The organism is Variovorax jilinensis (genome assembly GCF_030316885.1).
Lineage (GTDB): Bacteria > Pseudomonadota > Gammaproteobacteria > Burkholderiales > Burkholderiaceae_C > Variovorax > Variovorax jilinensis.
Genome location: NZ_JASZYQ010000001.1, coordinates 635,467 through 660,717, shown reverse-complemented (window position 1 = coordinate 660,717; position 25,251 = coordinate 635,467). Strand labels below are relative to the sequence as shown.

The following is a 25,251-nucleotide window of genomic DNA, read 5'->3' as shown; positions in this document are numbered from 1 at the left end:
CAGCCGCTCACTTGCGCATGACCTTTTCGGACGGCGTCAGCGCCTCGATGTAGGCCGGGCGCGAGAAGATGCGCTCGGCGTACTTCAGCAGCGGTGCAGCGTTCTTGCTGAGGTCGATGCCGTAGTAGTCGAGGCGCCAGAGCAGCGGCGCGATCGCGACGTCGAGCATCGAGAAGTTGTCGCCCAGCATGTATTTGTTCTTGAGGAACACCGGGGCCAGTTGCGTGAGCCGGTCGCGGATGTGCGAGCGCGCCTTCTCGAGCGCCTTCTCGTTGCCCTTGGTGGTGCGGTTCTCGAGCGTCGAGACGTGGACGAAGAGTTCCTTCTCGAAGTTGAGCAGGAACAGCCGCACGCGCGCGCGATCGACCGGGTCGCCGGGCATCAGCTGCGGATGCGGGAAGCGCTCGTCGATGTACTCGTTGATGATGTTCGACTCGTACAGGATCAGGTCGCGTTCGACCAGGATCGGCACCTGGCCGTACGGGTTCATCACGTTGATGTCTTCGGGCTTGTTGTAGAGATCGACATCGCGGATCTCGAAATCCATGCCCTTCTCGAACAGGACGAAGCGGCAGCGGTGGGAAAAGGGGCAGGTCGTTCCCGAATACAGGACCATCATGGCGAAAGACTCCTAAAAATCAAAAAGAGTGGGTCTGCACGAACGGCAACCCACTCCACAAGAACGCGGGTCCGGCAAGGCCGGACCGCGCTCACGTTCACTTCACGTCTTTCCAGTACGAGGCATTCAGACGCCATGTGAAGACCACGGCCATCACCAGGAACAACAGCACCCAGACGCCGACGCGGATGCGGGTGTTCTGCGCCGGCTCGGCCATCCACTGGAGGTAGCCCACGAGGTCGGCGACTTCCCGGTCGAACTGAATCGGCGTGAGGGTGCCGGGGCTGACTTGCTCCCAGCCCTTGAAGACTTCGGTCTCGTGGCCATGGGCCATGACCTTCTCGAACACCGGACGACGCTCGCCCTGCAGTTCCCACATCACGTGCGGCATCGCGACCGCCGGGAACGCGAGGTTGTTCCAGCCGGTGGCCTTGGAGTCGTCGCGGTAGAAGGTACGCAGGTAGGTGTAGAGATAGTCGGCGCCGGTGCCGCCGTGTCCCGCGCGCGAGCGTGCGACCAGGGTCAGGTCGGGCGGCACGGTGCCGAACCACTCCTTGGCCTGGCGCGGATTCATGTTGACATTCATGGTCTCGCCGATCTTGTCGGTCGGGAACAGGAGGTTGTCCTTGATCTGCTGCTCGGAAATGCCGAGGTCCTGCAGACGGTTGAATCGCATGTACGACGCCGAGTGGCAGTTCAGGCAGTAGTTGACGAACAGCTTGGCGCCGTTCTGCAGCGAAGCGAGGTCGTTCGTGTGGTTCGGCGCCTTGTCCCAGGCGATGCCACCTTCCGCGGCGTGTGCGCCACCGACGATGCCGAGAGCCGCGATCAACGTGAGGATCAGTTTCTTCATTCTTGTCGTCTCCCGGTCAGTGAGCGTTGAAAACCACGCGCTCGGGGACCGGCTTGAATTCGCCGAGGCGGCTCCACCACGGCATCAGCAGGAAGAAACCGAAATAGAACAGCGATCCGATCTGGGAGATCCGCTCGCCGAGCGGCGATGGCGGCTGCACGCCGAGATAGCCGAGCACCAGGAAGTTGACGACGAACACGCCGTACACGTACTTGTGCCAGGTCGGACGGTAGCGGATCGACTTCACGGGACTGTGGTCGAGCCAGGGCAGGAAGAACAGGATGACGACCGCGCCACCCATCACCACCACGCCCCAGAACTTGGCATCGATCGACAGCATCATCGCCACCGCACCGACTGCGACCACGACGATCACGCCCTTGATGATGGACGGCAGCCGGGCCTTCCAGACGCCGTAGGCGGCAGCGCCGATGACGCAGGCGATCAGCGCATACATCATCTCGCTCGTGATCGCGCGCAGCATCGAATAGAACGGCGTGAAGTACCAGACCGGTGCGATGTGGTTCGGCGTCTTGAGCGAATCGGCCGGGATGAAGTTGTTGTACTCGAGGAAGTAGCCGCCAGCCTCGGGCGCGAAGAAGATCACGGCCGAGAAGATGGTCAGGAACACCACGACGCCGAAGATGTCGTGCACCGTGTAGTACGGGTGCGAGGGAATGCCGTCGACCGGATGGCCGTCGGGGCCGCGGTTGGCCTTGATCTCGATGCCATCGGGGTTGTTGGAACCCACCTCGTGCAGCGCGATCAGGTGGGCCACGACGAGGCCCAGCAGCACCAGCGGCACCGCGATCACGTGGAAGGCGAAGAAGCGGTTCAGCGTGGCGTCGCTCACGACGTAGTCGCCGCGGATCAGCAGCGCCAGGTCGGGGCCGATGAACGGGATCGCCGCGAACAGGTTCACGATCACCTGCGCGCCCCAGTAGCTCATCTGGCCCCAGGGCAGCAGGTAGCCCATGAAGGCCTCGGCCATCAGGCACAGGAAGATCGCGCAGCCGAAGATCCAGATCAGCTCGCGCGGCTTGCGGTAGCTGCCGTACATGAGCCCGCGGAACATGTGCAGGTAGACCACGATGAAGAAGGCCGATGCACCCGTGGAGTGCATGTAGCGGATCAGCCAGCCCCAGGGCACGTCGCGCATGATGTACTCGACCGAGCCGAAGGCCAGCGCGGCATCGGGCTTGTAGTGCATCACGAGGAAGATGCCGGTCACGATCTGGATCACGAGGACCAGCATCGCGAGCGAGCCGAAGATGTACCAGAAGTTGAAATTCTTCGGGGCATAGTACTTGCCCCACTGGTCGTTCCAGAGCTTCGTCAGGGGGAAGCGGTTGTCGACCCAGTTGAGCGCCTTCTCGGCCGCTGGTGCGTTCGGGGATATCTCGTGGAATTCAGCCATGTTCTTTTCTCTCCTCAGGCCTTCTTGTCGTCGCCGATCAGGAGACGCGTGTCGGAGAGATACATGTGCGGCGGCACCGGCAGGTTGTCGGGCGCGGGCTTGTTCTTGAACACCCGGCCGGCCAGGTCGAAGGTCGAGCCGTGGCAGGGGCAGAGGAAGCCGCCTTCCCAGTTGTCGGGCAGCGAGGCCTGCGGGCCGGCCTGCAGGCGATCGACGGGCGAGCAGCCCAGGTGCGTGCAGATGCCGACGACCACGAGGATCTCGGGCTTGATCGAGCGATGGTCGTTGCGTGCGTAGGCCGGCGTGAACTCGTCCGGGTTGCGCTTGGATTGCGGATCGGCCAGCAGCGGATCGAGCTTGGGGAGTTCGGCGACCTGAGCCGGCGAGCGCTTGAGGATCCAGACCGGCTTGCCGCGCCATTCGACCGTCATCTTCTCGCCGACCTGCAGCCCGGAGATGTCGGCCTCGACTGCGGCACCGGCCGCCTTGGCCTTCTCGGACGGCTGGAACGAACTCACGAAGGGCACGGCCACGGCGGCACCACCCACTGCGCCAGCGCAGCCTGATGCGATCAACCATGTCCGCTTGCTGGAATCGATCCGGGGGTGGCCGGCGCTGCTCACGGTGCTGTCACTCATCAGGAAATCCTCAAATCTTCTTCGTAGGGGCTTGGGTCAACCAAGGATTGTAGCGGAGCGTAAAAGGCAAATTCAACGACGACAAGGCACGCCGGCCGGCCCGCGCACGCTCGCCGAAACGAAGCCCGCGCCTATACTGGCCGGCGTTGCAAACCACCGAAGCAGAGAGGGTCCCGGACATGAGCTTTATGAAAGAGTTCCGCGAGTTCGCCGTCAAAGGCAGCGTGGTCGACCTCGCGGTCGGCGTGATCATCGGCACGGCCTTCGGGAAGATCGTCGACTCGCTGGTCAGCGACATCATCATGCCGCTGGTCGGCCTGATCTTCGGCAAGCTCGACTTCTCGAATCTGTACATCATGCTCGGGCCGCGGCCCGCCGGCGTCGCCGATACCCTGGTCGAACTCAAGAAGGCCGGCGCGCCGGTGCTGGCCTACGGCAGCTTCATCACGGTCGCGGTCAACTTCGTCATCCTGGCCTTCATCATCTTTCTGATGGTCAGGCAGATCAACCGGCTGCGCAACGCGATCGAGCCGCCGGCGCCCCCGGCCGTGCCGCCCACGCCCGAGGACGTGGTCCTGCTGCGCGAGATCCGCGACAGCCTCAGGCGCCCCTGAGCGGCCGGCGCGCCGCGCCACTCAGCGAGCGCGCCATCCGCACCGCCTCGATCAGGCTCGAGGCATCGGCGCGGCCGCTGCCTGCGATGTCGAACGCGGTCCCGTGATCGGGGCTGGTCCGCACCAGCGGCAGCCCCAGCGTCACGTTGACGCCCTTCTCGACGCCAAGGTACTTGACCGGAATCAGCCCCTGGTCGTGGTACATCGCGACCACGACGTCGAATTCGCCCAGCCCGCCCGCCCTGGCGCGGGCTCGCATGAACACCGTGTCGGGCGCATGCGGCCCGTCGGCGTCGATGCCCTCGGCCCGCGCGGCCGCAATCGCGGGCGCGATGATCTCGCGCTCCTCGGAGCCGAACAGCCCGCCCTCCCCCGCATGCGGATTGAGGCCCGCCACGCCGATCCGCGGCGGCCGCCCGAGCACCGCACCCAGGGCCCGGTGAGCGATGCGCAGCGTCTCCAGCACGCCATCGAAGCGCACCGCCTCGATGGCGTCGCGCAGCGACATGTGGATGCTCACGAGCACGGTGCGCAGTTCGTCGTTGGCCAGCATCATGCGCACCGGCATCTCGGCGATCGAAAGGCCCCGGTGCACGGCGGCCTCGGCCTGCAGCAGTTCGGTGTGGCCCGGGAAGGGAAAGCCGGCCGCCGCGAGCGCCTCCTTGTGCAGCGGCGCCGTGACCAGCGCGGCGATCTCGCCGGCAAGCGCGGCGCGCGCGGCCCAGACCACGCAGTCACCGGCGATGCGTCCGGCTTCGGCGTCGACACGGCCCAGCACGATGCTTGCAGGCGGCGGCGCGACCACCTGCAGCACCGGGATGCAGCCGGGCGGCGCCTGCTCGTGCGGCGACTCGATGCTGGCGACCGGCAGCGCCGGCACACCGGCTCCGGCGATGGCCTGCGAGGCCCGGCGCACGCTGCCGACGTCGCCGGCCACGAAGCAGCCGCGCAGCACCTGCGGCGCGTCGCGGAACGCCTTCGCGATGATCTCCGGGCCGATGCCCGCCGGGTCGCCGAGCGTGACCGCGATCGGCTCGAGGGCTTCGTCGATGGTGTTCACGCCGGGTTGTCGATGTCGATGAATTCGTGCGCGAGGCCCAACTGCGCCGCCACGTGGCCTGCCACAGCCGGCGCGCCATAGCGTTCGGTCGCGTGGTGCCCGCAGGCCAGAAAGGCGACGCCGGTCTCGCGCGCATAGTGCGCCTGCGGCTCGGAGATCTCGCCGGTGATGAAGGCGTCGGCGCCGGCGGCGATCGCAGCCTCGAAATAGCCCTGGGCACCGCCCGTGCACCACGCCACCCGCCGGATCGGCCGCGGCGCGCCCTCGACCAGCGTGACCGGCCGGCCGAGCACGCGCTCGGCGTGGCCCGCCAGCGCGCGGGCGCTGTCGAAGGCCTCGCCGTTGTCGCGGCCGCCCAGGAAACCGAGCTCCTGATCGCCGAAGCGGCCACCCGATCCGGCCTGCGCGACCAGGCCGAGTTGCAGGCCGAGCTGTGCGTTGTTGCCGAGCTCGGGATGGGCGTCGAGCGGCAGGTGGTAGGCGAACAGATTGACGTCGTCGCCGAGCAGCAGGCCCAGGCGCTGCCGCATCCAGCCCGTGACGCGGCCGTCCTGGCCGCGCCAGAACAGGCCGTGGTGGACGAAGATCGCATCGGCTTCGGCATGGATCGCGGCCTCGATCAGGGCCCGGCTGGCGGTCACGCCCGAGACGATCTTGCGTACCGTGGTGCGGCCCTCGACCTGCAGGCCGTTGGGGCCGTAGTCCTTGAAGCGCTCGGGCGCCAGCAGCAGGTCGAAGGCGTGCAGGAGCTCATGACGGGTGGTGCTCATGGCCCGATTGTCGCCCCGGCGCCGGACGTTGAGGGACAATCGTCCCTGGCTGCCCGCGCTCCCCGCCGCACCCGTCTTTCTCCACGTGTCTCCATCCGTTTTCCAAGCTTTTTCATGAAACGCACCTGGCTGCTGTTTGCCCAAGCCGTGACGATCCTGCTCGCGGCCTTTTTCGTCGTTGCCACGCTCAAGCCCGAATGGGTGGCGCGCCGCAGCGGCCCGCTCACGGGCCTGGTCTCGGTGATCGAGGCACCCGCGCCGGCACCTGGCGCGAGCATCACCGCCGGCAGCCTCAGCGCGGCGGCCAAGAAGGCCTCGCCCGCGGTGGTCAGCATCAACACCAGCAAGGCGGCGCAGCGCACGCCGCGCAGCAACGACCCGTGGTTCCGCTTCTTCTTCGGCGACCAGGGCGACCAGCCGCAGGTCGGCCTGGGCAGCGGCGTGATCGTCAGCAGCGAAGGCTACATCCTGACCAACAACCACGTGGTCGAGGGCGCCGACGAGATCGACGTCACGCTCAACGACAGCCGGCATGCGCGTGGCAAGGTGATCGGCACCGACCCCGAGACCGACCTCGCGGTGCTCAAGATCGAACTCGACAAGCTGCCGGTGATCGTGCTGGGCAATTCGGACGCACTCCAGGTGGGCGACCAGGTGCTCGCGATCGGCAACCCGTTCGGAGTCGGCCAGACCGTCACCAGTGGCATCGTCTCGGCGCTCGGGCGCAACCAGCTCGGCATCAACATCTTCGAGAACTTCATCCAGACCGACGCCGCGATCAACCCCGGCAACTCGGGCGGCGCGCTGATCGATGTCAACGGCAACCTCGAGGGCATCAACACCGCGATCTACTCGCGCACCGGCGGCAACATGGGCATCGGCTTCGCGATTCCGGTGTCGACCGCCAAGCAGGTGCTCGAGGACATCGTGAAGTCCGGCAAGGTGACGCGCGGCTGGATCGGCGTCGAGCCGAACGAGCTCTCGCCCGAGCTGGCCGAGACCTTCGGCGTCAAGGCGGCGAGCGGCGTGATCATCACGGGCGTGCTGCAGAACGGCCCGGCAGCCAGGGCCGGCGTGCGGCCCGGCGACGTGATCACGAGCGTGGGCGACAAGGCCATCGGCAACACGCAGGAGCTGCTGACCGCGGTGGCCGGCCTCAAGCCCGGCATCGCGACGCGATTCGCGCTGCAGCGCGGCAGCGACCGGGTGGAGCTCGACGTTACGCCGGGCCTGCGGCCGCGCTCGCCGGTGCAGCGGGTGCCCGGGCAGGCCGAATAGGGCTTCGAAGAAGAGCGCCGCGGCCCGGGGCCGTGGGTCGCCTCGGAGCCGGTTTCAGTTGCCGGCCGGGCCCGGTTCAGGTCTTGGACGAATCGGCCGGATCGGCCGCTGCGCCTTCCTCGGCCGGCGGCTTGGAATAGCGCGTGAAGTAGCGCGCGCCGATGATGCCGACCTCGTAGAGCAGGCACATCGGGATCGCGAGCGCGAGCTGCGACACCACGTCGGGAGGCGTCAGCACCGCCGCCACCACGAAGGCCAGCACGATGAAGTAGCCGCGGAAGGAGCGCAGCTTCTCGATCGTGACCATCTCGAAGCGCACCAGCAGCATGACCACGATCGGCACCTGGAAGGCGACCCCGAAGGCGATGTAGAGCGACAGGATGGCCTCGACGTACGAGGAGATGTCGGGCGTCGCGTTGACCGAGGGCGGCGTGAACTTCTGGATGAAGCCGAACATCTTGTCGAGAACGAAGAACTGCACGAAGGCGATGCCGGTGTAGGCCAGCAGGCTGCCGAAGAAGATCAGGGGCAGCGCGAAGCGCTTTTCGTGGCTGTAGAGGCCGGGCGCGACGAACATCCAGCACTGGTACATGAGCCACGGCAGCGCCAGCAGCACCGAGGTCATGCCGAGCACCTTGAGCGGCACGAAGAAGGGCGAGAACACGCCGATGGCGATCAGCTTGGCGTCGGGCGGCATGTGGGCCCGGATCGGCACCGCGATCATGTCGATCAGCCCGGCCGGCCCGGGCCAGATGGCCAGCAGGATGCCGGCCACGGCCAGCCCGTAGACGCAGTAGAGCAGCCGGTCGCGCAGCTCCATGAGGTGCGCGACGAAGGGCTGCTCGGTGCCGGCCAGCTCGTCTTCCTTGTTCTTGTCGGTGGATTCGGCCATGTGGGGTCGCTGCGCTCGGATGCGGCGCGCGCCGCATGCCGCCGCCGTCTGTCGTCGATGCGGCTAGTTGATCTTGTGAGGGCGATAGCGGGCGACGCGCGCGGCGCCCGACAGCGCCTTGGTGCGAACGCCGTTGCGCGCCTTGTACCACTGTGGCGTGGCGCCCTGCTTCAGGCGCCAGTTCTTGCGTGGGTGCTTGTATTCGGGATAGGACGGCGGGCTGTCGGCCAGCTCGGAGAGCGTCTGGCCGCTTTCGGAGAACTGCTTCTCGAAGTCGCTGGCGCCGGCGTGGATGCTCTGCTCGACGTCGCGCGCGGCTTCCTGCACCGTGTCCTTCATCTTGCGCAGCTCGTCGAGGTCCATCGAGCGATTGACCTCGGCCTTGACGTCGTTGACGTAGCGCTGGGCCTTGCCCAGCAGCGTGCCCACGGTGCGCGCCACGCGCGGCAGCTTTTCGGGCCCGATGACGATCAGCGCCACGGCGCCGATCAGGGCCAGCTTCGAGATGCCGAGGTCGATCACGTACGGACGATCGGGCGTTAGGACTTCTGACGCGCTTCGACGTCGATCGTCGTCTTGTCGGCGCTCGCGTTGCCGGTCACCTGGGCGTTCGGGTTGACGACGGGCGTCTCGGGCGTGCCGCCTTCCTTCATGCCGTCCTTGAAGCCCTTCACGGCGCCGCCGAGGTCGGAGCCCATGTTGCGCAGCTTCTTGGTGCCGAAGATCATCACGACGACGAGCAGCACGATCAACCAGTGCCAGATGGAAAAGGAACCCATGGATTACTCCTGAAGAATGTGCCGGATTTTAGACGGCGCGCGATGGTGAGCCAAAAGAATGGCTATAGGCCGCGCGCGGCGATGAAAGGATGCGAAGAAAGGCTCAGCCCCTGGCCCAGGGCCTGGGCCCACCCATGACGTGCACGTGGAGATGATGCACCTCCTGCCCGCCCTCGTTGCCGGTGTTGACCACGATGCGGAAACCGCCCTCGGGGTAGGGCCTGCAGCCCTGCTCGGCGGCCAGGCGGGGTGCCAGGGTCATGATCTTGCCCATCAGCGCCGCGTCGTCGGGCGTGACCTGGGCCATCGATGCGATGTGGCGCTTCGGCACGATCATGAAATGCACCGGCGCCCAGGGCGCGATGTCGTGAAAGGCGAAAAGGTCTTCGTCCTCGTAGACCTTGCGCGAAGGGATCTTGCCTTCGACGATCTTGCAGAAGAGGCAGCTGGGATCAGATGACATTGCCGGTTTCCATGGGTCGTCCCGCATTCATGCGCACCATCCCCTTGACGATGCGATAGAGGAACCAAAGCGAAATCAGTGCCCAGGCGATCCAGCCCGGCACCAGGAAGAGCAGCCACAGCCAGGAGGTCAGCACGTACAGCACGCCGGCCCACAGCACCGAGCGGATGCGCCAGCTGAAGTGCGAGGCCTGCCAGGTGCCGGCGGCGTCCTCGCGCTTGACCAGATCGATGATCAGCGCGATGAGCAGCAGCCCGACCGAGGCCTGCGCGCCCGGCAGAACGGCGCCGATCGCCACCACCAGGTGCAGGATGTAGCTGACCCAGCCCCAGGTCTTGAGCGAGTCGTCGGGCTCGACGGTGATGATGTCGTTGGACATGGCGTGCGCTCCTTTTCAGTCATTGGATGCTTCGCGGTCCTGCGCCTTGCGCAGGGCCTTTTCCTCGATGCCGCTGGTGCCCTCTCGGCGCTCGAGCTCGGCGATCACGTCGGCCGGCGTGAAGCCGTAGTGCGCCAGCGCCACCATGCTGTGGAACCAGAGGTCGGCGACCTCGTTCACGAGCTTGGTGCGGTCGCCGCCGTGGTCGGCGTCCTTGGCGGCCATCACGACCTCGGTGGCTTCCTCGCCGATCTTCTTGAGGAAGGCATCCGGGCCGCGGTGCAGCAGGCGCGCGACATAGCTCTTGTCGGGGTCGCCGCCGTTCGCGGGCAGCCGGCTCTCGATCACGGCGGCCAGGCGGGCCAGCGCGTCCTCGGCGTTGCGGCGGGTGTCGGAATTCATCGTGAGGACGAGGTATAGATCGAGGCCGGATCCTTCAAGACCGGTTCGGTGGCCGTCCAGCGGCCGTCCTGGTACTTGCTGAAGAAGCAGCTGTGGCGGCCGGTGTGGCAGGCGATGCCGGGTTCGTGGCCCTGCTGCGTGACCTGCAGCAGCAGCACGTCGTTGTCGCAGTCGATGCGGATCTCGTGCACGAGCTGCACGTGGCCGGACTCCTCGCCCTTGAACCAGAGCTTGCCGCGCGATCGGCTGAAGTACACGGCACGGCCGAGCTCGGCGGTCCTGGCCAGCGCCTCGCGGTCCATCCAGGCGAACATCAGCACGTCGTTGCTGCCTTTTTCCTGCGCGATCACGGGCACCAGGCCGTTCGCGTCCCATTTCACTTCGTCGAGCCAGTTCATAGCGGGCTATTGTCGGTCACGGGTGTCACAGGCGCACCGGGATGCCACGCGCGGCCATCTGGCGCTTGGCCTCGCCCACGGTGAATTCGCCGTAGTGGAAGATGCTCGCCGCCAGCACGGCGTCGGCGCCACCGGTCTGGATGCCGTCGGCCAGGTGTTCCAGGCTGCCGACCCCGCCCGAGGCGATCACCGGCACGCCGACCGCGTCGCTCACGGCGCGCGTCAGCTCGAGGTCGAAGCCGCTCTTGGTACCGTCGCGGTCCATGCTGGTCAAAAGAATCTCGCCGGCACCGCGGCGCGCCATCTCGGCGGCCCAGCGAACCGCGTCGAGGCCCGTGTTCTTGCGGCCGCCGTGGCTGTAGACGTCCCAACCGGCTCCGACCGGCCGGCCCTCGGACGTGTGGCGCGCGGCATCCTCGGCGCTGCGCCGCTTGGCGTCGATCGCCACCACGATGCACTGTGCGCCGTACTTGTGCGAGGCGTCGTTGATCACGCGCGGATCGGCGATCGCGGCCGAATTGAAGCTGGTCTTGTCGGCGCCGGCATTGAGCAGGCGCCGCACGTCGGCCACGGTTCGCACGCCACCGCCCACGGTCAGCGGGATGAAGACCTGGGACGCCACGGCCTCGATGATGGGCAGGATCAGGTCGCGGCCGTCGCTGGTGGCCGTGATGTCGAGGAAGGTCAGCTCGTCGGCGCCCTGCGCGTTGTAGCGCGCCGCGATCTCGACCGGATCGCCGGCGTCGCGCAGCTCGACGAAGTTGACGCCCTTGACGACGCGGCCGCCCGTGACGTCGAGGCAGGGAATGATGCGTTTGGCAAGCATGGAGAAATTCGAAGGAGAAAAGGTTTCAGGCGACGGTGAGCTGCTGCCAGCCCTGCCACTGCGCACCCGGCGCGAGCTGCACGGCCTCGTCGATGCGCGCGGCCTCGACGCACAGCATGTGCCGCCAGCCGTCGTCGGGCATGTCGTCCAGTTTGGCGGAGAGCACCGGCCCCGGGTTCCAGACCACCGTCTCGGTGCAGCTCGCACTCTGCGCGATCTCGAGCGTGCCCGAGGGCTGCACCAGCCGCAGCGGCCGGGCCGGCGCCACATAGACGCTGTCGAACTCGCTGCCGAAGACCGGGGATGACGCGCTCTCGACATGCCGGTCGTCGCGCACCGCGTCCCAGCGGTTGGCGCCCTGCAGGCCTTCGAGCCTGGCCTGCACGACGTCGTCGACCCGCAGATAGCTGTGCAGCGCGGCGGCGAAGGAAAGAGTCTCGCCGCCGATGTTGTCGATGGCCAGCGCGATGCGCAGCGACCTGGGCGCCAGCGTCAGCGTCAGGTGTGCCTGGAAGGCGTGCGGCCAGAGGGCACGGGTGGCCGGACCGTCGCGCAGGCTCAGCACCAGCGTGCCCGGACGCCCGCCGGCGGCCGTCGGCTCGACCGTCCACGGCAGGTTGCGCGCGAAGCCATGCTTGGGCAGCGCCCCGCGCTGGTTGAATTGCGGCCAGCAGATCGGCACGCCGCCGCGGATCGCGCTCCGGCCGTCGAAGCGGGCCTCGGGGCTCAGGTAGATGCGTTCGACGCCGTCGGCGGTGGTCCAGGACAGCAGGTGCGCGCCGTGCAGCGCCACGGTGCAGGCGGCACCGCCAGGCAGCGCCAGGTGCACCGCAGGCTGGCCGCGAAAGTCGAGGGCACTGAGGGTCATGGCCTCGATTCTAGGTTTGACGCCGACCGCCGACGCGCCGGCGCCGGGGGAAAGACCGCGCCGGCGTTGCGGCGCGCGCCCGGGCGCCTAGGCCGCGAGTTCGTCGGCGCGGGCCTGGGCGGCCGTGAAGTCGAGGTCGCCCGAATAGATGGCGCGGCCGCAGATCACGCCTTCGATGCCGTCGGACTCGACCGCGCAGAGCTGGTCGATGTCGGCCATGTTCGAGAGCCCGCCCGAGGCGATCACGGGGATGGTAAGCGCCTGCGCGAGCCGCACGGTGGCCTCGATGTTGATGCCCGAGAGCATGCCGTCGCGGCCGATGTCGGTGTAGATGATCGATTCGACGCCGTAGTCCTCGAACTTCTTGCCGAGGTCGGCCACCTCGTGGCCCGTGAGCTTGCTCCAGCCGTCGGTGGCGACCTTGCCGTCCTTGGCGTCGAGGCCGACGATGATGTGGCCGCCGAAGGCGCTGCAAGCGTCCTTGAGGAAGCCCGGGTTCTTGACCGCGGCCGTGCCGATGATCACGTAGCGCAGGCCGTCGTCGATGTAGCGCTCGATGGTGTCGAGGTCTCGGATGCCGCCGCCCAGCTGCACCGGGATGTCGTCGCCGACCGCGCGCAGGATCGCCTTGATCGCCGCATGGTTCTGCGGCTTGCCGGCGAAGGCGCCGTTCAGGTCGACCAGGTGCAGCCGACGCGCACCGGCCTCGAGCCACTTGCGCGCCATCGCGGCCGGGTCTTCGCTGAAGGTGGTGGACTGGTCCATGTCGCCTTGCTTGAGGCGAACGCAATGGCCATCCTTGAGGTCGATCGCTGGAATGAGGAGCATGGTGCGGGATTGCGTGGCGGGCGGGAGGGACGGGAAAACGAAAGGACGAAAAGCGCGATGGTACTCAGGTCCGGGCCGTCGCTGCGCGGGCACGCGCGGGCCGAACGGTGGGAGCGTTCAATGCGTCAGGGATTCCAGTGGAGGAAGTTTCGGTAGAGCTGCAACCCGTGGTCCGCGCTCTTCTCGGGGTGGAACTGGGTGGCAAAAATGTTATCGCGTGCGAGCGCCGCGGTAAAGCGGCCACCGTAGTCGGCCTCGCCGGCGCTGTGGACGGCGTCGGCCGGGCGGGCATAGAAGCTGTGGACGAAATAGAAGTAGCTGTCGTCGGGTACGCCGGCCCATACCGGGTGCGGCCGCGTCTGGCGCACCTGGTTCCAGCCCATCTGCGGCACCTTGAAGCGGCTGCCGTCGGGCTGCAGCCGGCCTTCGAGTTCGAACTTGCGCACCTCGCCCGGGATCAGGCCGAGGCCGTCGGTCGGGCCTTCGTCGCTGCGCGACAGCAGCATCTGCATGCCCACGCAGACGCCGAACAGGGGCTTCGAGGCCGCAGCCTCGAGCACCGGCTCGAGCAGGCCCGAGTCGCGCAGCTCTCGCATGCAGTCGGGCATGGCGCCCTGCCCCGGCAGCACCACGCGGGTGGCGCGGCGAACCACTTCCGGGTCAGAGGTGACGAACACCTGGACGCCCACCTGGTCGGCGGCATGCTGCACCGCCTGCGACACCGAACGCAGGTTGCCCATGCCGTAGTCGACCACGGCAACGGTGTTGGATGCGCCGGACACGGTCAGAGCGAGCCCTTGGTCGAGGGGATGACGCCCGCCGAGCGCGGATCGAGCTCGAGCGCGGCACGCAGCGCGCGCGCGAAGGCCTTGAACACGGTCTCGCACTGGTGATGCGCGTTGACGCCCTTGAGGTTGTCGATGTGCAGCGTGACGAAGGCGTGGTTCACGAAACCCTGGAAGAACTCGTAGGTGAGCTGGCTGTCGAAGGTGCCGATCATGCCGCTCGTGAACGGGACGTCCATGACGAGGCCCGGACGGCCAGAGAAATCGATCACGACGCGGCTCAGGGCCTCGTCGAGCGGCACGTAGGCATGGCCGTAGCGACGGATGCCCTTCTTGTCGCCGACCGCCTTGGCCACCGCCTGCCCCAGCGTGATGCCGACGTCTTCCACCGTGTGGTGGCCGTCGATGTGCAGGTCGCCCTGGCAGTCGATGTCGAGGTCGATCAGGCCGTGGCGCGCGATCTGGTCGAGCATGTGGTCGAAGAAGCCGATGCCGGTCGAGAGGCTGGCGCGGCCGCTGCCGTCGAGGTCGACCCGGACCGTGATCTTGGTCTCGGCCGTGTTGCGGGTCACGGAGGCCGTGCGGGCGCCGGAGGCGACGACGGCTTCGGGGGCCATGGGAGTGTTCATAGTGAGGCTTCGAGGGCAGCGAGCATGCGGGCGTTCTCGTCGGCGGTGCCGACCGTCAGCCGCAGGCAGTTCGCGAGCAATGGGTGCATTTTAGAAACGTTCTTGACCAGCACGCCGCGAGCCTTCATGCCCTCGAAGGTCTTTGCGGCGTCGGGCACCCGGATCAGGACCATGTTGGCCTCGCTGGGCCAGCTCCTGACGGCCGGCAGCCGGGCCAGCCCCTCGGTCACCACGGCGCGCTGGCTGCGGATGTCGGCGGCCTGGGCCGCGAACACCTCGGCATGCTCGAGGGCGAACAGCGCGCATTCGCAGTTCAGCACGCTGATGTTGTAGGGCGGGCGCACCTTGTCGACCTCGGCCACCAGCGCCGCGGGGCCCATCAGGTAGCCCAGGCGGGCGCCGGCGAGGCCGAACTTGCTCAGCGTTCGCATCAGCAGCACGTGGCCGTGGCGCGCCACGCGGTCGATGTAGCTGCGGCCCGCGAAGGGCTGGTAGGCCTCGTCGATCACCACCAGGCCGCCCTGTGCGCCCTGCGCCTCGACGATCCGCTCGATCGCGGCGTCGTCCCAGAGGTTGGCGGTCGGGTTGTTGGGATAGGCCAGGAAGACGATCGCCGGCTTTTCCGTCTCGATCGCCGCCAGCATGGCGCCTTCATCGAGCTCGAAATCGGGCGTGAGCGGCACGCCGACGAAGCGCAGGCCCTGCAGCTGGGCGCTCATCGCATACATCACGAAGCCCGGCACCGGCGCCAGGATGGCGGCGCCGGCCAGGTCGCAGGCCATGGCGAGCAGCGAGATCAGCTCGTCCGAGCCGTTGCCGAGCATCAGCGCGAAGCCTTCGGGCATGCGGGCATGGTCGGCCAGCGCGCGCTGCAGATCGACGCTGCGCTCGCCCGGATAGCGGTTCAGCGCCAGCGCGCCGAGCCGCTGGCCGAGCGCGGCCTGCAGCGCGGGCGGCAGGCCGTGCGGGTTCTCCATGGCGTCGAGCTTGAGCAGGCCACGGGCGTCCTGCACCGCGTAGGCATGCATGGATTGCACGTCGGCTCGGATGCGGCCGAGGGCGCGGCGGGTGTCTTCGGAAGCGGTCATTGGGGAATCGGGAGACTAGGGGTTGCAGCGATAGCTGTTGCGCAGCGCCGAAGACAGCACCAGTTCGACCGGCATGTCGGCTTCGTAGCTGTCGGCGTTGCGCGTCAGTTCGGCCTGGTAGAGGGAGCGCGCCATCGCGGGTTCGAGCCGGCGGCCGTTGATGCAGAACAGCGGCTTCTGGCCGGCGCGCTGCTCGGCCGCGCTGGCTTCGCGAAGGCCCTCCATGACGCCCACCAGGTAGTAGTTGGCGTAGAGCTTGCCGTCCTTCTCGTTGGCTTCGAGCGTGCGCAGTTCGCGGATCGACATCGCCTGCGCGGCGCCGGCAGTTGCCAGCAGCAGCGCCGCGGCCAGGGCCCCGACGGCCGCGGGGCCGAGCCGGCGGTGCGTCATGGCTGCCGCAGCCGCATCTCGGCCGCCCGTGCATGGGCCTGCAGGCCCTCGCCGTGGGCCAGCACCGAGGCGACGCGGCCCAGCACCTGCGCGCCCGCCTCGCTGACCTCGATCAGGCTCGAGCGCTTCTGGAAGTCGTAGACGCCGAGCGGCGAGCTGAAGCGCGCGGTGCCGCTGGTGGGCAGCACGTGGTTGGGGCCCGCGCAGTAGTCGCCCAGGCTTTCGCTCGTGTAGGCGCCGAGGAAGATCGCACCCGCATGGCGCAGCAGCGGTTCCCAGCGCTGCGGCTCGCTGCTGCTGACCTCGAGATGCTCGGGCGCGATGCGGTTGCTGATCTCGCAGGCCTCTTCCATGCTGCGCGTGTGGATCAGTGCGCCGCGTCCGTTGAGCGAGGCCGCGATGATCGCGGCGCGCGGCATCTCGGGCAGCAGGCGGTCGATCTCCTGCTGCACGCGTTCGATGTAGGCGGCGTCGGGGCAGAGCAGGATGCTCTGCGCCAGTTCGTCGTGCTCGGCCTGGCTGAAGAGGTCCATCGCGACCCAGTCGGGCGGCGTGCTGCCGTCGGCCAGCACGAGGATCTCGCTCGGGCCCGCGATCATGTCGATGCCGACGGTGCCGAAGACCCGGCGCTTGGCCGCCGCGACATAGGCGTTGCCGGGGCCGGTGATCTTGTCGACCGCGGGAATGCTCGCGGTGCCGTAGGCCAGCGCGGCCACGGCCTGCGCGCCGCCGAGGGTGAAGGCGCGCGTGACGCCGGCCACGTGGGCCGCCGCCAGCACCAGCGGATTCTTCTCGCCGCCCGGCGTCGGCACCACCATGATGATCTCGCCCACGCCCGCGACGTGCGCGGGAATGGCGTTCATGAGCACGCTCGACGGATAGGCCGCCTTGCCGCCGGGCACGTAGATGCCGACGCGGTCGAGTGGTGTCACCTTCTGGCCCAGCAGCGTGCCGTCCGAGTCCCGGTAGCTCCAGCTCTCGCCGCTGGCCTTCTTCTGGGCCTCGTGGTAGCTGCGGACGCGGCGCGCCGCCGACTCGAGGGCATCCCTTTGCGCCGCAGGCAGTGCCTCGAAGGCGGCGCGCAGTTCGACCGCAGTGAGTTCGAGCGCATCGATGCTCGCGGCGTCGAGGCGGTCGAAGCGGCGCGTGTACTCGAGCACGGCCGCGTCGCCACGTTGCTGCACGTCGGCCAGGATGTCGGCCACCACCTGCTCGATCGCCGCATCCGCCTCGGCCGACCAATGCAGCCGCGCCTTGAATTCGGCCTCGAAGGAGGCAGAGGCGGTGGACAGGCGGACGGGGGCGGCTTTGAGGTTCATTTCGGAATGGCCGATGCGAAGGCATCGACGATGCGGCGGATCGGCTCGCGCTTGAGCTTGAGTGCGGCCTGGTTGACCACCAGGCGGGCGCTGATGTCCATGATGCGCTCGACTTCGACCAACTGGTTGGCCTTGAGCGTGTTGCCGGTCGAGACCAGGTCGACGATGGCGTCGGCCAGGCCGGTGAGCGGCGCGAGCTCCATGCTGCCGTAGAGCTTGATGAGGTCGACGTGCACGCCCTTGCTGGCGAAGAATTCGCGCGCCAGTCCGACGTACTTGGTCGCCACCTTGAGGCGCGAGCCCTGCTTCACGGCCGAGGCGTAGTCGAAGTCGGCGCGCACCGCCACGCTCAGGCGACAGGCCGCGATGCGCAGGTCGAGCGGCTGGTAGAGGCCCTGGTTGCCGTGCTCGAGCAGCACGTCGAGACCGGTCACGCCGAGGTCGGCGCCCCCGTACTGCACGTAGGTCGGCACGTCGGAAGCGCGCACCAGCACCACGCGCACGTCGGGCCGCGTGGTGCCGAGGATCAGCTTGCGCGATTTCTCGGGGTCTTCCGTGACCTCGATGCCGGCCGCGGCCAGCAACGGCAGCGTCTCCTCGAAGATGCGGCCTTTCGAGAGCGCGAGCGTGATCACGGCTGCACCTCGGCCGGGCCGGCCACGCGCTCGATGTCGGCACCGAGGCCGCGCAGCTTGCCTTCCATGCGGTCGTAGCCGCGATCCAGGTGGTAGATGCGATCGACCAGGGTCTCGCCCTCGGCCACCAGGCCCGCGATCACCAGGCTGGCCGAGGCGCGCAGGTCGGTCGCCATGACGGTAGCGCCCGACAGTTGCGCGACGCCCTCGATCACCGCCACCTTGCCGTCGGTCTGGATCTTGGCGCCCAGGCGCAGCATCTCGTCGACGTGCATGAAGCGGTTCTCGAAGATCGTCTCGGTCACTGTGGACGTGCCCTCCGCGATCGCGTTGAGCGCCATGAACTGGGCCTGCATGTCGGTCGGGAAGCCGGGGTACTCGGTGGTGCGGAAGTTCTGTGCGCGCAGCCGCCCCTGGCTCTGCACGCGGATGCCGCCTTCGACCGCCGTCACCTGGGCACCGGCGTCGCGCAGCTTCTCGATCACGGCGTCGAGGTGGTCGGCGCGGCCGTGCCGCAGCACCACGTCGCCGCCGGTCGCGGCCACTGCGCAGAGGAAGGTGCCGGCCTCGATGCGGTCGGCCACCACCTGGTGGGTGCAGCCGTGAAGGCGTTCCACGCCCTGGATGCGGATGCGGCTGGTGCCGTGACCCTCGACCTTGGCGCCCATGGCGATCAGCATCTCGCCGAGGTCGGCGATCTCGGGCTCCTGGGCTGCGTTCTCGAGCGCGGTCTCGCCCTCGGCCAGCGCGGCGGCCATCATGAAGTTCTCGGTGCCGGTGACCGTGACCATGTCGGTCGTGATGCGCGCGCCGTGCAGCCGGCGGCGGCCGCCCGCCACCTTGGCGACCATGTAGCCGTGCTCGACCACGATGTCGGCGCCCATCGCCTGCAGCCCCTTGATGTGCTGGTCGACCGGACGCGAGCCGATGGCGCAGCCGCCCGGCAGCGAGACCTTCGCGCGGCCGAAGCGCGCCAGCAGCGGGCCCAGCGCGAGCACCGAGGCGCGCATGGTCTTCACGAGCTCGTAGGGCGCCTCGGGCACCTCGAGCGTGCGGGCGTCGATGCGCACCGTGCCGTTGTCGTCGCGCTCGGCGGCGACGCCCATGTTCTGGACCAGCTTGAGCATGGTCGCCACGTCCTTGAGCCGCGGAACGTTGTGCAGCGTCACGGGCTGGTCGGTCAGCAGCGCCGCGCAGAGTTCGGGCAGGGCCGCGTTCTTGGCGCCGGAAATGAGTACTTCGCCGCGAAGCTTGCGCCCGCCGCGAATCAGAAGTTTGTCCATGAGCAATCCAGCGGAAGGGTTCTAGCGGGGCTGAGGGGTCTGGGCCGCCCATTCGGCGGGCGTGAAGGTCTTCATCGAGAGCGCATGCACCTCGTCGGTATGCATTTTCGCACCGAGGGTGGCGTAGACCCGCTGATGGCGCTGGATCGCGCGCTTGCCTTCGAATTCGGGCGAGACGATGGTGGCGTACCAATGGCGGCCATCGCCTTCGAGCGTGATGTGCTCGCAGGCCAGGCCGGCTTCGATGATGGATTGGAGTTCGTCGGAAGTCATTGGGGGGTCTCTATCCGCGGATCTTGTAGCCGATGCGCAGCAGATGCACGGCGACGGCGCTCACGATCAGCCAGGCGCTGCCGACGATCGCCAGGCTGAGCCACGGCGAGACATCGCTGATGCCGAAGAAGCCGTAGCGAAAGCCGTCGATCATGTAGAAGAAGGGGTTCAGGTGGCTCACGGTCTGCCAGAACGGCGGCAGCGAGCCGACCGAATAGAACACGCCGGACAGGAAGGTCATCGGCATGATCAGGAAGTTCTGGAAAACCGCCATCTGGTCGAACTTCTCGGCCCACAGGCCGGCGATCAGACCCAGCGTGCCAAGGATGGCGGCGCCCAAGAATGCGAACACGAGGATCCACAGCGGTGCCACGAAGCCCGGCAGCGCGAACAGCGACGTCACGATGAAGACGCCCAGGCCGACCGCCAGACCGCGCACGATCGACGAACCGACGTAGGCCATGAACCAGCCCCAGTGCGACAGCGGCGTCAGCAGCACGAACACCAGGCTGCCCATGATCTTGCTCTGGATGATCGATGACGAGCTGTTCGCGAAGGCGTTCTGCAGCACGCTCATCATCACGAGGCCGGGCACCAGGAATGCCGTGTAGCTCACGGTGCCGTAGACCTTCACGTGGTCTTCGAGCACATGGCCGAAGACCATCAGGTAGAGCACCGCCGTGAGCACCGGCGCACCGACGGTCTGGAAGCCCACCTTCCAGAAGCGCAGCGTTTCCTTGTACAGGAGCGCGCGCCAACCCAAAGCGTTGATCATCATGTGGACCCCCACGCTCGGCACTTCGTGTCCTCGCTGCCCCCCGAGGGGGCGCGAGCTCGCTTGGGGCGGCCCGGCGCTGCGCTCATCGCGCCACCTCCAGCGGCGTCTGCTCGCCCGCCATCAGGTCGATGAACACGTCCTCGAGATCGGCCTTGCGCATCTCGACGTCCTCGACGTCGAGGCCGGCCTCGCGGATCGCGGCGAGCAGTTGCTCGACCTCGTGCGCGTTCTGCGCCGGCAGCTGCACGATGCGGCCCGTGATGCGCGCATGCTGCGCGATGGACCAGGGCAGCAGCCCGTCGGTCTTGAAGCGCAACACGTTGCTGGCGGCCGAGCGCAGCAGTTCGCTGGTGCGGTCGAGCGCGATCACGCGGCCCTGCTTGAGCATCGCGATGCGATGGCACAGGGCCTCGGCTTCCTCGAGGTAGTGGGTGGTGAGCAGCACGGTGCTGCCCTGCTTGTTGAGCTTGGCGACGAACTGCCAGAGCGTCTGGCGCAATTCGACGTCGACGCCGGCGGTCGGTTCGTCGAGCACGATCACGGGAGGCTTGTGCACCAGCGCCTGCGCCACCAGCACGCGCCGCTTCATGCCGCCCGAAAGCTGCCGCATGTTGGCGCTGGCCTTGTCGGCCAGACCCAGGCTCTGCAGCAGTTCGTCGATCCAGGCGTCGTTGTTGCGGATGCCGAAGTAGCCCGACTGGATGCGCAGCGCCTCGCGCACATTGAAGAACGGGTCGAACACCAGTTCCTGCGGCACCACGCCGAGCTGGCGCCGGGCCTTGGCGTAGTCCTTCTGGACATCGAAGCCGTGGACGCCGATGGCACCGCTGGTGGGCCGCGAAAGGCCCGCGAGCATGCTGATCAGCGTGGTCTTGCCGGCGCCGTTGGGCCCCAGCAGGCCGAAGAATTCGCCCTCTTCGATCTGGAAAGTGACCTCGTCGACCGCGCGCAAACCGGGATTGCCGTGGGCGCGTTGCTGTCGTGAGGGGGGATAGGTCTTGGAGACCGACTGGAAGGAGATCGCGGGCATGGGAGCCCGCTATTTTAGGCTGCGGCTACTTTTCTAGGGCGCAGCCGGCAAAAGGCCTGCGATTCCGTACAGGGCGGCGAGCTCCCGCAGCCGCGCGGGCAGGCCCTTGACCGCGAAGCCGCGGCCCAGCGCGCTCGACTCGCGGCGGCATTCGAGCAGCACGGCGAGCGCCGAGGAATCGAAGTGCACCAAGGCGCTGGCATCGACCACCGTGGCGGTGTCGCTCTGCCCCGCCAGACCCTGCTGCAGCATGTAGGCGCAGGCCGGCGCTTCGTCGTGCGTGAGCTTGGGCGGCAGGACCAGCATGGCGCGATCAGCTCCGGCCGTTGCTCTTGTTGCGCGCGGCAAGGGCGGCGATCAGGCCGTCGATACCCTTGCTGTTGATCTGCTGCGCGAATTGGGTGCGGTAGGTATCGACCAGCCAGACGCCCATCACGTTGATGTTGTAGATCTTCCAGCCGCCGGCCGCGTCGGGCGCCTTGACCAGGCGGTAGTCGAGCTGGACCGGGTCGCCGCCGCCGCCACGCACTTCGGAACGCACGAGCACTTCCTTGTCGTCCGTCGAGCCGCGGAACGGACGCACGGTCACGGTCTGGTCGCTGACCTGATTCAGCGCACCCGCGTAGGTGCGCACCAGCAGCGTCTTGAATTCAGCCTCGAGGCGCTGGCGCTGCTCCGGCGTGGCAGTGCGCCAGGCCGGACCGACCGCGGAGGCCGTCATGCGCAGGAAATCGACGTTGGGCATGATCTTGGTGTCGACCAGGACCATGATCTTGTCGATGTCGCCGGACTTGATCGACTTGTCGGCCTTGATGGTGTCGAGCACGTCGCTCGACAGGCGGGTCACGAGCGCATCGGGCGTCTCGTCGGCGGCCCGGGCCGGTGCGACGAATCCGAGGGCGGCGCCGGCCAGCAGCACGCTGCCCAAGGCGAGGCGTCCGAGAGTGCGGCGTTGAAGTGTCTTGTTCATGGAAGGCTCCCTTGTATCAAGTGCCGGGGCCTCGTGCCCTTGGCGAATCCTAGTCCCTGTCGTTCCACAGGTTTTTGAGGTGGCCCCGTTCACTCGCCGTAATCGGGAAGGAGGCCGTCGTAGACCGCGTAACCGCGGCTCTGCAGGAAGGCGTCGCGCGTGAAGGTATAGGGGTCGAGCGCGGCATCGTCGAGCAACTGCCCGACCCGCAACAGGTTGGCGCGGATGTCGATGTAGCGCAAAGCGTACAGGGAGTTTCGCACCGGGATGTCGGACACATACCCCACCGGGTCGCCGTGGATGTCCACTGGCAGTGCCAGCGTATCGCGCACGGTCGACGGGCCCAGCAGCGGCAGCATCACGTAGGGGCCGGGCGGAACGCCCCAATAGCCCAGGGTCTGACCGAAGTCCTCGCTGTGGCGCTCGATGCCGGCCTCGGTCGCGATGTCGAGAATGCCGCCCAAGCCGAAGACCGTGTTGACGCTCACGCGCATGGCGTTCTCTGCGCTGTTGCGCAGCTTGAGCTGCGCCACGCTGTTGGCGAAGCTCCAGACGTCGGAGAGGTTGCCGAAGAAGTTGCTCACGCCGGTGCGCACGGGCGATGGCAGCACGGTCTGGTAGACCTTCGCGGTCGGCTTCAGGACGGCGTCGTCCACCGCGGTGTTGAAACGGTAGACCTGGCGGTTGAATGGCTCGAAGGGGTCGGCGGGGTTGGCGTCGGGGCCGGTCGCGCACCCGGTGGCGAGCACCAGGCTGGCAAGGGCGAGCAGCCTGCAGAGGACTGCGGCGAGAGACATTCGTGGCTTCATTTCTTGTTGGTGGCGTTGCCGGGCGACGGGCTTCCCTCGGCCGCCTTGCTGTACAGGAACTGGCTGATCAGGTTTTCCAGCACCACGGCGGACTGCGTGTCGGTGACGACGTCGCCGGCATGCAGGTCCTTTTCGTCGGCACCGGCCTCGATGCCGATGTACTGTTCGCCAAGCAGGCCGCTGGTGAGGATCTTGAACGAGCTGTCCTTGGGGAAACTGTAGCGGTTCTGCAGCGCCAGCGTGACGGACGCCTGGAAAGTCTTGTCGTCGAACGTGATCGATTCGACACGTCCGACCACCACGCCGGCGCTCTTGACCGCGGTTTGCGGCTTCAGGCCGCCGATGTTGTCGAAGCGCGCGGTCACGCTGTAGGTCTTCTGGAAGTTCAGGCCCAGCAGATTGGCCGACTGCAGGGCGAGGAACAGCAGTGCGGCGCCGCCGAGCAGCACGAACAGGCCGACCCAGATGTCATTGTTGGAGCGTTGCATGGTTGGAACCTTGTCGTCGAATCGTGGGACCTAGATGCTGAACATCAGGGCCGTGAGCATGAAGTCGAGGCCGAGCACCGCGAGCGAGGCCACGACCACGGTGCGCGTGGTGGCGCGCGAGACGCCCTCGGGCGTGGGCTGCGACTGGTAGCCCTGCAGCAGCGCAACGAAGGTCACGGCGAGTCCGAACACGAAGCTCTTGACCACGCCGTTGCCGACGTCGCGCCATACATCGACGCCGCCCTGCATCTGGCCCCAGAAGGCCCCCGCGTCGACGCCCAACATCATCACGCCGACCACGTAGCCGCCGATGACGCCGACGGCGCTGAACACGGCCGCCAGCAGCGGCATGGTGATGATGCCCGCCCAGAAGCGGGGCGCCAGGATGCGCTGCACCGGGTCGACCGCCATCATCTCCATTGCACTGAGCTGCTCGCCCGCCTTCATGAGGCCGATCTCGGCGGTCAGCGAGGTGCCCGCGCGGCCCGCGAACAGCAGTGCCGCCACCACCGGGCCGAGCTCGCGCACCAGGCTCAGCGTCACCAGCAGGCCGAGCGCCTCGGATGCGCCGTAGCGCTGCAGCGTGTAGTAGCCCTGCAGGCCGAGCACGAAGCCGACGAACAGGCCCGAGACCGCGATGATCGCGAGCGAGTAGTTGCCGAGGAAATGGATCTGGTCGCGCACCAGGCCGAAGCGGCGCAGGCAGCGCGCACCCTGGAACAGAAGGCGCACGAACAGGCGCGCGCCGACGCCGAGGTCGGCCAGCTTGCTGCGCACCGCGAAGCCGACGTCGGCAGGTCGCCACCAGCTCATTGGCGGCCTCCCTGGGCGTTGCCGAAATCGTCCTCGACGCCGACCGCCGGGTAGTGAAAGTGCACCGGCCCGTCGGGCAGCGCATTGACGAACTGGTGCACCAGCGGGTCGGTGCTGACGCGCACCTCCTGCGGCGTGCCCTGGGCCGCGATGCCGCCGTTGGCCAGGATGATGACGTGGTCGGCGATGCGGAAGGTTTCCTCGAGATCGTGCGAGACCACCACGCTCGTGAGGCCCAGCGTGTCGTTGAGCTGGCGGATCAGGCGCGCAGCGGTGCCCAGCGAGATCGGGTCGAGCCCCGCGAAGGGTTCGTCGTACATGACCAGATCCGGGTCGAGCGCGATGGCACGCGCTAGCGCGACGCGCCGGGCCATGCCGCCCGAGACCTCGCTCGGCATCAGCTCGCGGGCGCCGCGCAGGCCCACGGCGTCGAGCTTCATGAGGACGATGTCGCGGATCAGGCTCTCGGACAGGTGCGTGTGCTCGCGCAGCGGGAAGGCGACGTTGTCGAACACGTTCATGTCCGTGAACAGCGCGCCGAACTGGAACAGCATGCCCATGCGGCGCCGGGCCGCATAGAGGGCATCGGGCGCCAGCTTGCCGATGTCCTGGCCTTCGACCCGCACCTCGCCGCTGCCTGCGCGCACCTGGCCGCCGATCAGGCGCAGCACGGTGGTCTTGCCGCCACCGGACGCGCCCATCAGGGCCGTCACCTTGCCGCGGGGTACGCGAAACGACACGCCGTCGAGGATCGGACGGGCGCCGTAGCCGAAGACGACGTCGCGAAATTCAACGAGGGAATGGTCGAGTGCTGGTTCCATGGGCAATGAAAAAGCCGGGGCGTCCTGTTGGACATCCCGGCTCGCGGTTGCTCCCG

At 67.7% G+C, this 25,251-nt stretch carries 34 protein-coding genes; 2 read left to right on the top strand and 32 right to left on the bottom strand.

All coding sequences use genetic code 11. The features are described 5' to 3' along the window. Positions 1 to 7: 7 nt before the first annotated feature. From QTH87_RS03195 to petA, 4 genes are all read right to left on the bottom strand, one after another. Entirely contained in the window at positions 8 to 619 is a 612-nt protein-coding gene (locus tag QTH87_RS03195) for a glutathione S-transferase N-terminal domain-containing protein (protein ID WP_286369119.1), read from the bottom strand. A 97-nt stretch (positions 620 to 716) separates the two neighbouring features. Further along, complete coding sequence (locus tag QTH87_RS03190; protein WP_286606808.1) at positions 717 to 1,472, bottom strand: cytochrome c1; 756 nt, start codon at positions 1,470 to 1,472, stop codon at positions 717 to 719. Positions 1,473 to 1,488: 16 nt separating this feature from the next. Next, a complete protein-coding gene (locus QTH87_RS03185; RefSeq protein ID WP_286606806.1) occupies positions 1,489 to 2,889 on the bottom strand; it encodes a cytochrome b in 1,401 nt (466 codons plus the stop codon). 14 nt (positions 2,890 to 2,903) lie between these two features. Next, positions 2,904 to 3,527 (bottom strand): ubiquinol-cytochrome c reductase iron-sulfur subunit, encoded by a 624-nt coding sequence (gene petA, locus QTH87_RS03180; RefSeq protein ID WP_286606804.1) that lies wholly within the window; start codon positions 3,525 to 3,527, stop codon positions 2,904 to 2,906. Positions 3,528 to 3,706: 179 nt separating this feature from the next. Between petA and mscL the strand changes: the two genes are divergently transcribed. Next, positions 3,707 to 4,141 (top strand): large conductance mechanosensitive channel protein MscL, encoded by a 435-nt coding sequence (gene mscL, locus QTH87_RS03175; protein ID WP_286606803.1) that lies wholly within the window; start codon positions 3,707 to 3,709, stop codon positions 4,139 to 4,141. On the opposite strand, the gene pdxA is transcribed toward mscL, so the two are convergent. Together pdxA and QTH87_RS03165 are read right to left on the bottom strand one after the other, a co-directional pair. After that, positions 4,128 to 5,201: a 4-hydroxythreonine-4-phosphate dehydrogenase PdxA gene (pdxA, locus tag QTH87_RS03170; protein ID WP_286606802.1), complete on the bottom strand. Its 1,074-nt coding sequence runs from the start codon at positions 5,199 to 5,201 to the stop codon at positions 4,128 to 4,130. The genes mscL and pdxA overlap by 14 nt on opposite strands. Continuing rightward, entirely contained in the window at positions 5,198 to 5,971 is a 774-nt protein-coding gene (locus QTH87_RS03165; protein ID WP_286606801.1) for a Nif3-like dinuclear metal center hexameric protein, read from the bottom strand. Before QTH87_RS03165 ends, pdxA begins: the two co-directional genes overlap by 4 nt. A gap of 114 nt (positions 5,972 to 6,085) precedes the next feature. Between QTH87_RS03165 and QTH87_RS03160 the strand changes: the two genes are divergently transcribed. Further along, positions 6,086 to 7,249: a S1C family serine protease gene (locus tag QTH87_RS03160; protein WP_286606800.1), complete on the top strand. Its 1,164-nt coding sequence runs from the start codon at positions 6,086 to 6,088 to the stop codon at positions 7,247 to 7,249. 76 nt (positions 7,250 to 7,325) lie between these two features. On the opposite strand, the gene tatC is transcribed toward QTH87_RS03160, so the two are convergent. The 26 genes from tatC to QTH87_RS03030 form a co-directional block, all read right to left on the bottom strand. Continuing rightward, a complete protein-coding gene (tatC, locus tag QTH87_RS03155) occupies positions 7,326 to 8,141 on the bottom strand; it encodes a twin-arginine translocase subunit TatC (protein WP_286606798.1) in 816 nt (271 codons plus the stop codon). 63 nt (positions 8,142 to 8,204) lie between these two features. Then, positions 8,205 to 8,663, bottom strand: coding sequence for a Sec-independent protein translocase protein TatB (gene tatB / locus QTH87_RS03150; RefSeq protein ID WP_286606797.1), 459 nt, complete (start codon positions 8,661 to 8,663; stop codon positions 8,205 to 8,207). A gap of 17 nt (positions 8,664 to 8,680) precedes the next feature. Next, complete coding sequence (gene tatA, locus QTH87_RS03145) at positions 8,681 to 8,920, bottom strand: Sec-independent protein translocase subunit TatA (RefSeq protein ID WP_286606795.1); 240 nt, start codon at positions 8,918 to 8,920, stop codon at positions 8,681 to 8,683. 103 nt (positions 8,921 to 9,023) lie between these two features. Further along, complete coding sequence (locus QTH87_RS03140) at positions 9,024 to 9,383, bottom strand: histidine triad nucleotide-binding protein (protein WP_286606794.1); 360 nt, start codon at positions 9,381 to 9,383, stop codon at positions 9,024 to 9,026. Then, positions 9,373 to 9,762, bottom strand: coding sequence for a DUF4870 family protein (locus QTH87_RS03135; RefSeq protein ID WP_286606793.1), 390 nt, complete (start codon positions 9,760 to 9,762; stop codon positions 9,373 to 9,375). The genes QTH87_RS03140 and QTH87_RS03135 overlap by 11 nt, the downstream gene beginning before the upstream one ends. Before the next feature lie 15 nt (positions 9,763 to 9,777). Further along, positions 9,778 to 10,164, bottom strand: coding sequence for a phosphoribosyl-ATP diphosphatase (locus tag QTH87_RS03130; protein WP_286606791.1), 387 nt, complete (start codon positions 10,162 to 10,164; stop codon positions 9,778 to 9,780). Further along, positions 10,161 to 10,562, bottom strand: a complete 402-nt coding sequence (gene hisI, locus QTH87_RS03125) for a phosphoribosyl-AMP cyclohydrolase (RefSeq protein ID WP_286606789.1) — start codon at positions 10,560 to 10,562, stop codon at positions 10,161 to 10,163. Before hisI ends, QTH87_RS03130 begins: the two co-directional genes overlap by 4 nt. A gap of 25 nt (positions 10,563 to 10,587) precedes the next feature. Next, entirely contained in the window at positions 10,588 to 11,388 is an 801-nt protein-coding gene (gene hisF / locus QTH87_RS03120) for an imidazole glycerol phosphate synthase subunit HisF (protein WP_286606787.1), read from the bottom strand. A gap of 25 nt (positions 11,389 to 11,413) precedes the next feature. Then, positions 11,414 to 12,256 carry a D-hexose-6-phosphate mutarotase gene (locus QTH87_RS03115; RefSeq protein WP_286606785.1) on the bottom strand — a complete coding sequence of 281 codons (843 nt, stop codon included), beginning with the start codon at positions 12,254 to 12,256 and terminating at the stop codon, positions 11,414 to 11,416. A gap of 87 nt (positions 12,257 to 12,343) precedes the next feature. Beyond that, on the bottom strand, positions 12,344 to 13,084 hold the full coding sequence (hisA, locus tag QTH87_RS03110) for a 1-(5-phosphoribosyl)-5-[(5-phosphoribosylamino)methylideneamino]imidazole-4-carboxamide isomerase (protein ID WP_286606783.1): 741 nt from the start codon (positions 13,082 to 13,084) through the stop codon (positions 12,344 to 12,346). 125 nt (positions 13,085 to 13,209) lie between these two features. Continuing rightward, positions 13,210 to 13,866 carry an imidazole glycerol phosphate synthase subunit HisH gene (hisH, locus tag QTH87_RS03105; protein WP_286606782.1) on the bottom strand — a complete coding sequence of 219 codons (657 nt, stop codon included), beginning with the start codon at positions 13,864 to 13,866 and terminating at the stop codon, positions 13,210 to 13,212. A gap of 2 nt (positions 13,867 to 13,868) precedes the next feature. Continuing rightward, entirely contained in the window at positions 13,869 to 14,486 is a 618-nt protein-coding gene (gene hisB / locus QTH87_RS03100) for an imidazoleglycerol-phosphate dehydratase HisB (RefSeq protein ID WP_286606780.1), read from the bottom strand. 8 nt (positions 14,487 to 14,494) lie between these two features. Continuing rightward, positions 14,495 to 15,586 (bottom strand): histidinol-phosphate transaminase, encoded by a 1,092-nt coding sequence (gene hisC / locus QTH87_RS03095; RefSeq protein WP_286606778.1) that lies wholly within the window; start codon positions 15,584 to 15,586, stop codon positions 14,495 to 14,497. A 15-nt stretch (positions 15,587 to 15,601) separates the two neighbouring features. Further along, complete coding sequence (locus tag QTH87_RS03090) at positions 15,602 to 15,976, bottom strand: hypothetical protein (protein WP_286606776.1); 375 nt, start codon at positions 15,974 to 15,976, stop codon at positions 15,602 to 15,604. Then, on the bottom strand, positions 15,973 to 17,295 hold the full coding sequence (gene hisD, locus QTH87_RS03085; protein WP_286606774.1) for a histidinol dehydrogenase: 1,323 nt from the start codon (positions 17,293 to 17,295) through the stop codon (positions 15,973 to 15,975). Before hisD ends, QTH87_RS03090 begins: the two co-directional genes overlap by 4 nt. Continuing rightward, positions 17,292 to 17,930 carry an ATP phosphoribosyltransferase gene (gene hisG / locus QTH87_RS03080; RefSeq protein ID WP_286606771.1) on the bottom strand — a complete coding sequence of 213 codons (639 nt, stop codon included), beginning with the start codon at positions 17,928 to 17,930 and terminating at the stop codon, positions 17,292 to 17,294. The genes hisD and hisG overlap by 4 nt, the downstream gene beginning before the upstream one ends. Continuing rightward, on the bottom strand, positions 17,927 to 19,213 hold the full coding sequence (gene murA / locus QTH87_RS03075; RefSeq protein WP_286606770.1) for a UDP-N-acetylglucosamine 1-carboxyvinyltransferase: 1,287 nt from the start codon (positions 19,211 to 19,213) through the stop codon (positions 17,927 to 17,929). The genes hisG and murA overlap by 4 nt, the downstream gene beginning before the upstream one ends. Before the next feature lie 21 nt (positions 19,214 to 19,234). Beyond that, the gene (locus QTH87_RS03070; RefSeq protein ID WP_286606768.1) at positions 19,235 to 19,486 is read right to left on the bottom strand and encodes a BolA family protein; all 252 of its coding nucleotides are present in this window, start codon (positions 19,484 to 19,486) and stop codon (positions 19,235 to 19,237) included. 10 nt (positions 19,487 to 19,496) lie between these two features. Next, positions 19,497 to 20,261, bottom strand: a complete 765-nt coding sequence (locus QTH87_RS03065; RefSeq protein ID WP_286608013.1) for an ABC transporter permease — start codon at positions 20,259 to 20,261, stop codon at positions 19,497 to 19,499. Positions 20,262 to 20,346: 85 nt separating this feature from the next. Continuing rightward, positions 20,347 to 21,294 (bottom strand): ABC transporter ATP-binding protein, encoded by a 948-nt coding sequence (locus QTH87_RS03060; protein WP_286606765.1) that lies wholly within the window; start codon positions 21,292 to 21,294, stop codon positions 20,347 to 20,349. 33 nt (positions 21,295 to 21,327) lie between these two features. Continuing rightward, entirely contained in the window at positions 21,328 to 21,600 is a 273-nt protein-coding gene (locus tag QTH87_RS03055; protein ID WP_286606764.1) for an STAS domain-containing protein, read from the bottom strand. A gap of 7 nt (positions 21,601 to 21,607) precedes the next feature. Then, positions 21,608 to 22,264 (bottom strand): MlaC/ttg2D family ABC transporter substrate-binding protein, encoded by a 657-nt coding sequence (locus QTH87_RS03050; RefSeq protein ID WP_286606763.1) that lies wholly within the window; start codon positions 22,262 to 22,264, stop codon positions 21,608 to 21,610. Between the two features lie 89 nt (positions 22,265 to 22,353). Continuing rightward, a complete protein-coding gene (locus QTH87_RS03045; protein ID WP_286606761.1) occupies positions 22,354 to 23,061 on the bottom strand; it encodes an MlaA family lipoprotein in 708 nt (235 codons plus the stop codon). 8 nt (positions 23,062 to 23,069) lie between these two features. Then, on the bottom strand, positions 23,070 to 23,561 hold the full coding sequence (gene mlaD / locus QTH87_RS03040; RefSeq protein ID WP_286606760.1) for an outer membrane lipid asymmetry maintenance protein MlaD: 492 nt from the start codon (positions 23,559 to 23,561) through the stop codon (positions 23,070 to 23,072). Positions 23,562 to 23,591: 30 nt separating this feature from the next. Next, positions 23,592 to 24,374, bottom strand: coding sequence for a lipid asymmetry maintenance ABC transporter permease subunit MlaE (mlaE, locus tag QTH87_RS03035; RefSeq protein WP_286606759.1), 783 nt, complete (start codon positions 24,372 to 24,374; stop codon positions 23,592 to 23,594). Then, positions 24,371 to 25,195: an ABC transporter ATP-binding protein gene (locus QTH87_RS03030; protein ID WP_286606757.1), complete on the bottom strand. Its 825-nt coding sequence runs from the start codon at positions 25,193 to 25,195 to the stop codon at positions 24,371 to 24,373. The genes mlaE and QTH87_RS03030 overlap by 4 nt, the downstream gene beginning before the upstream one ends. Between the last annotated feature and the right edge of the window lie 56 nt (positions 25,196 to 25,251).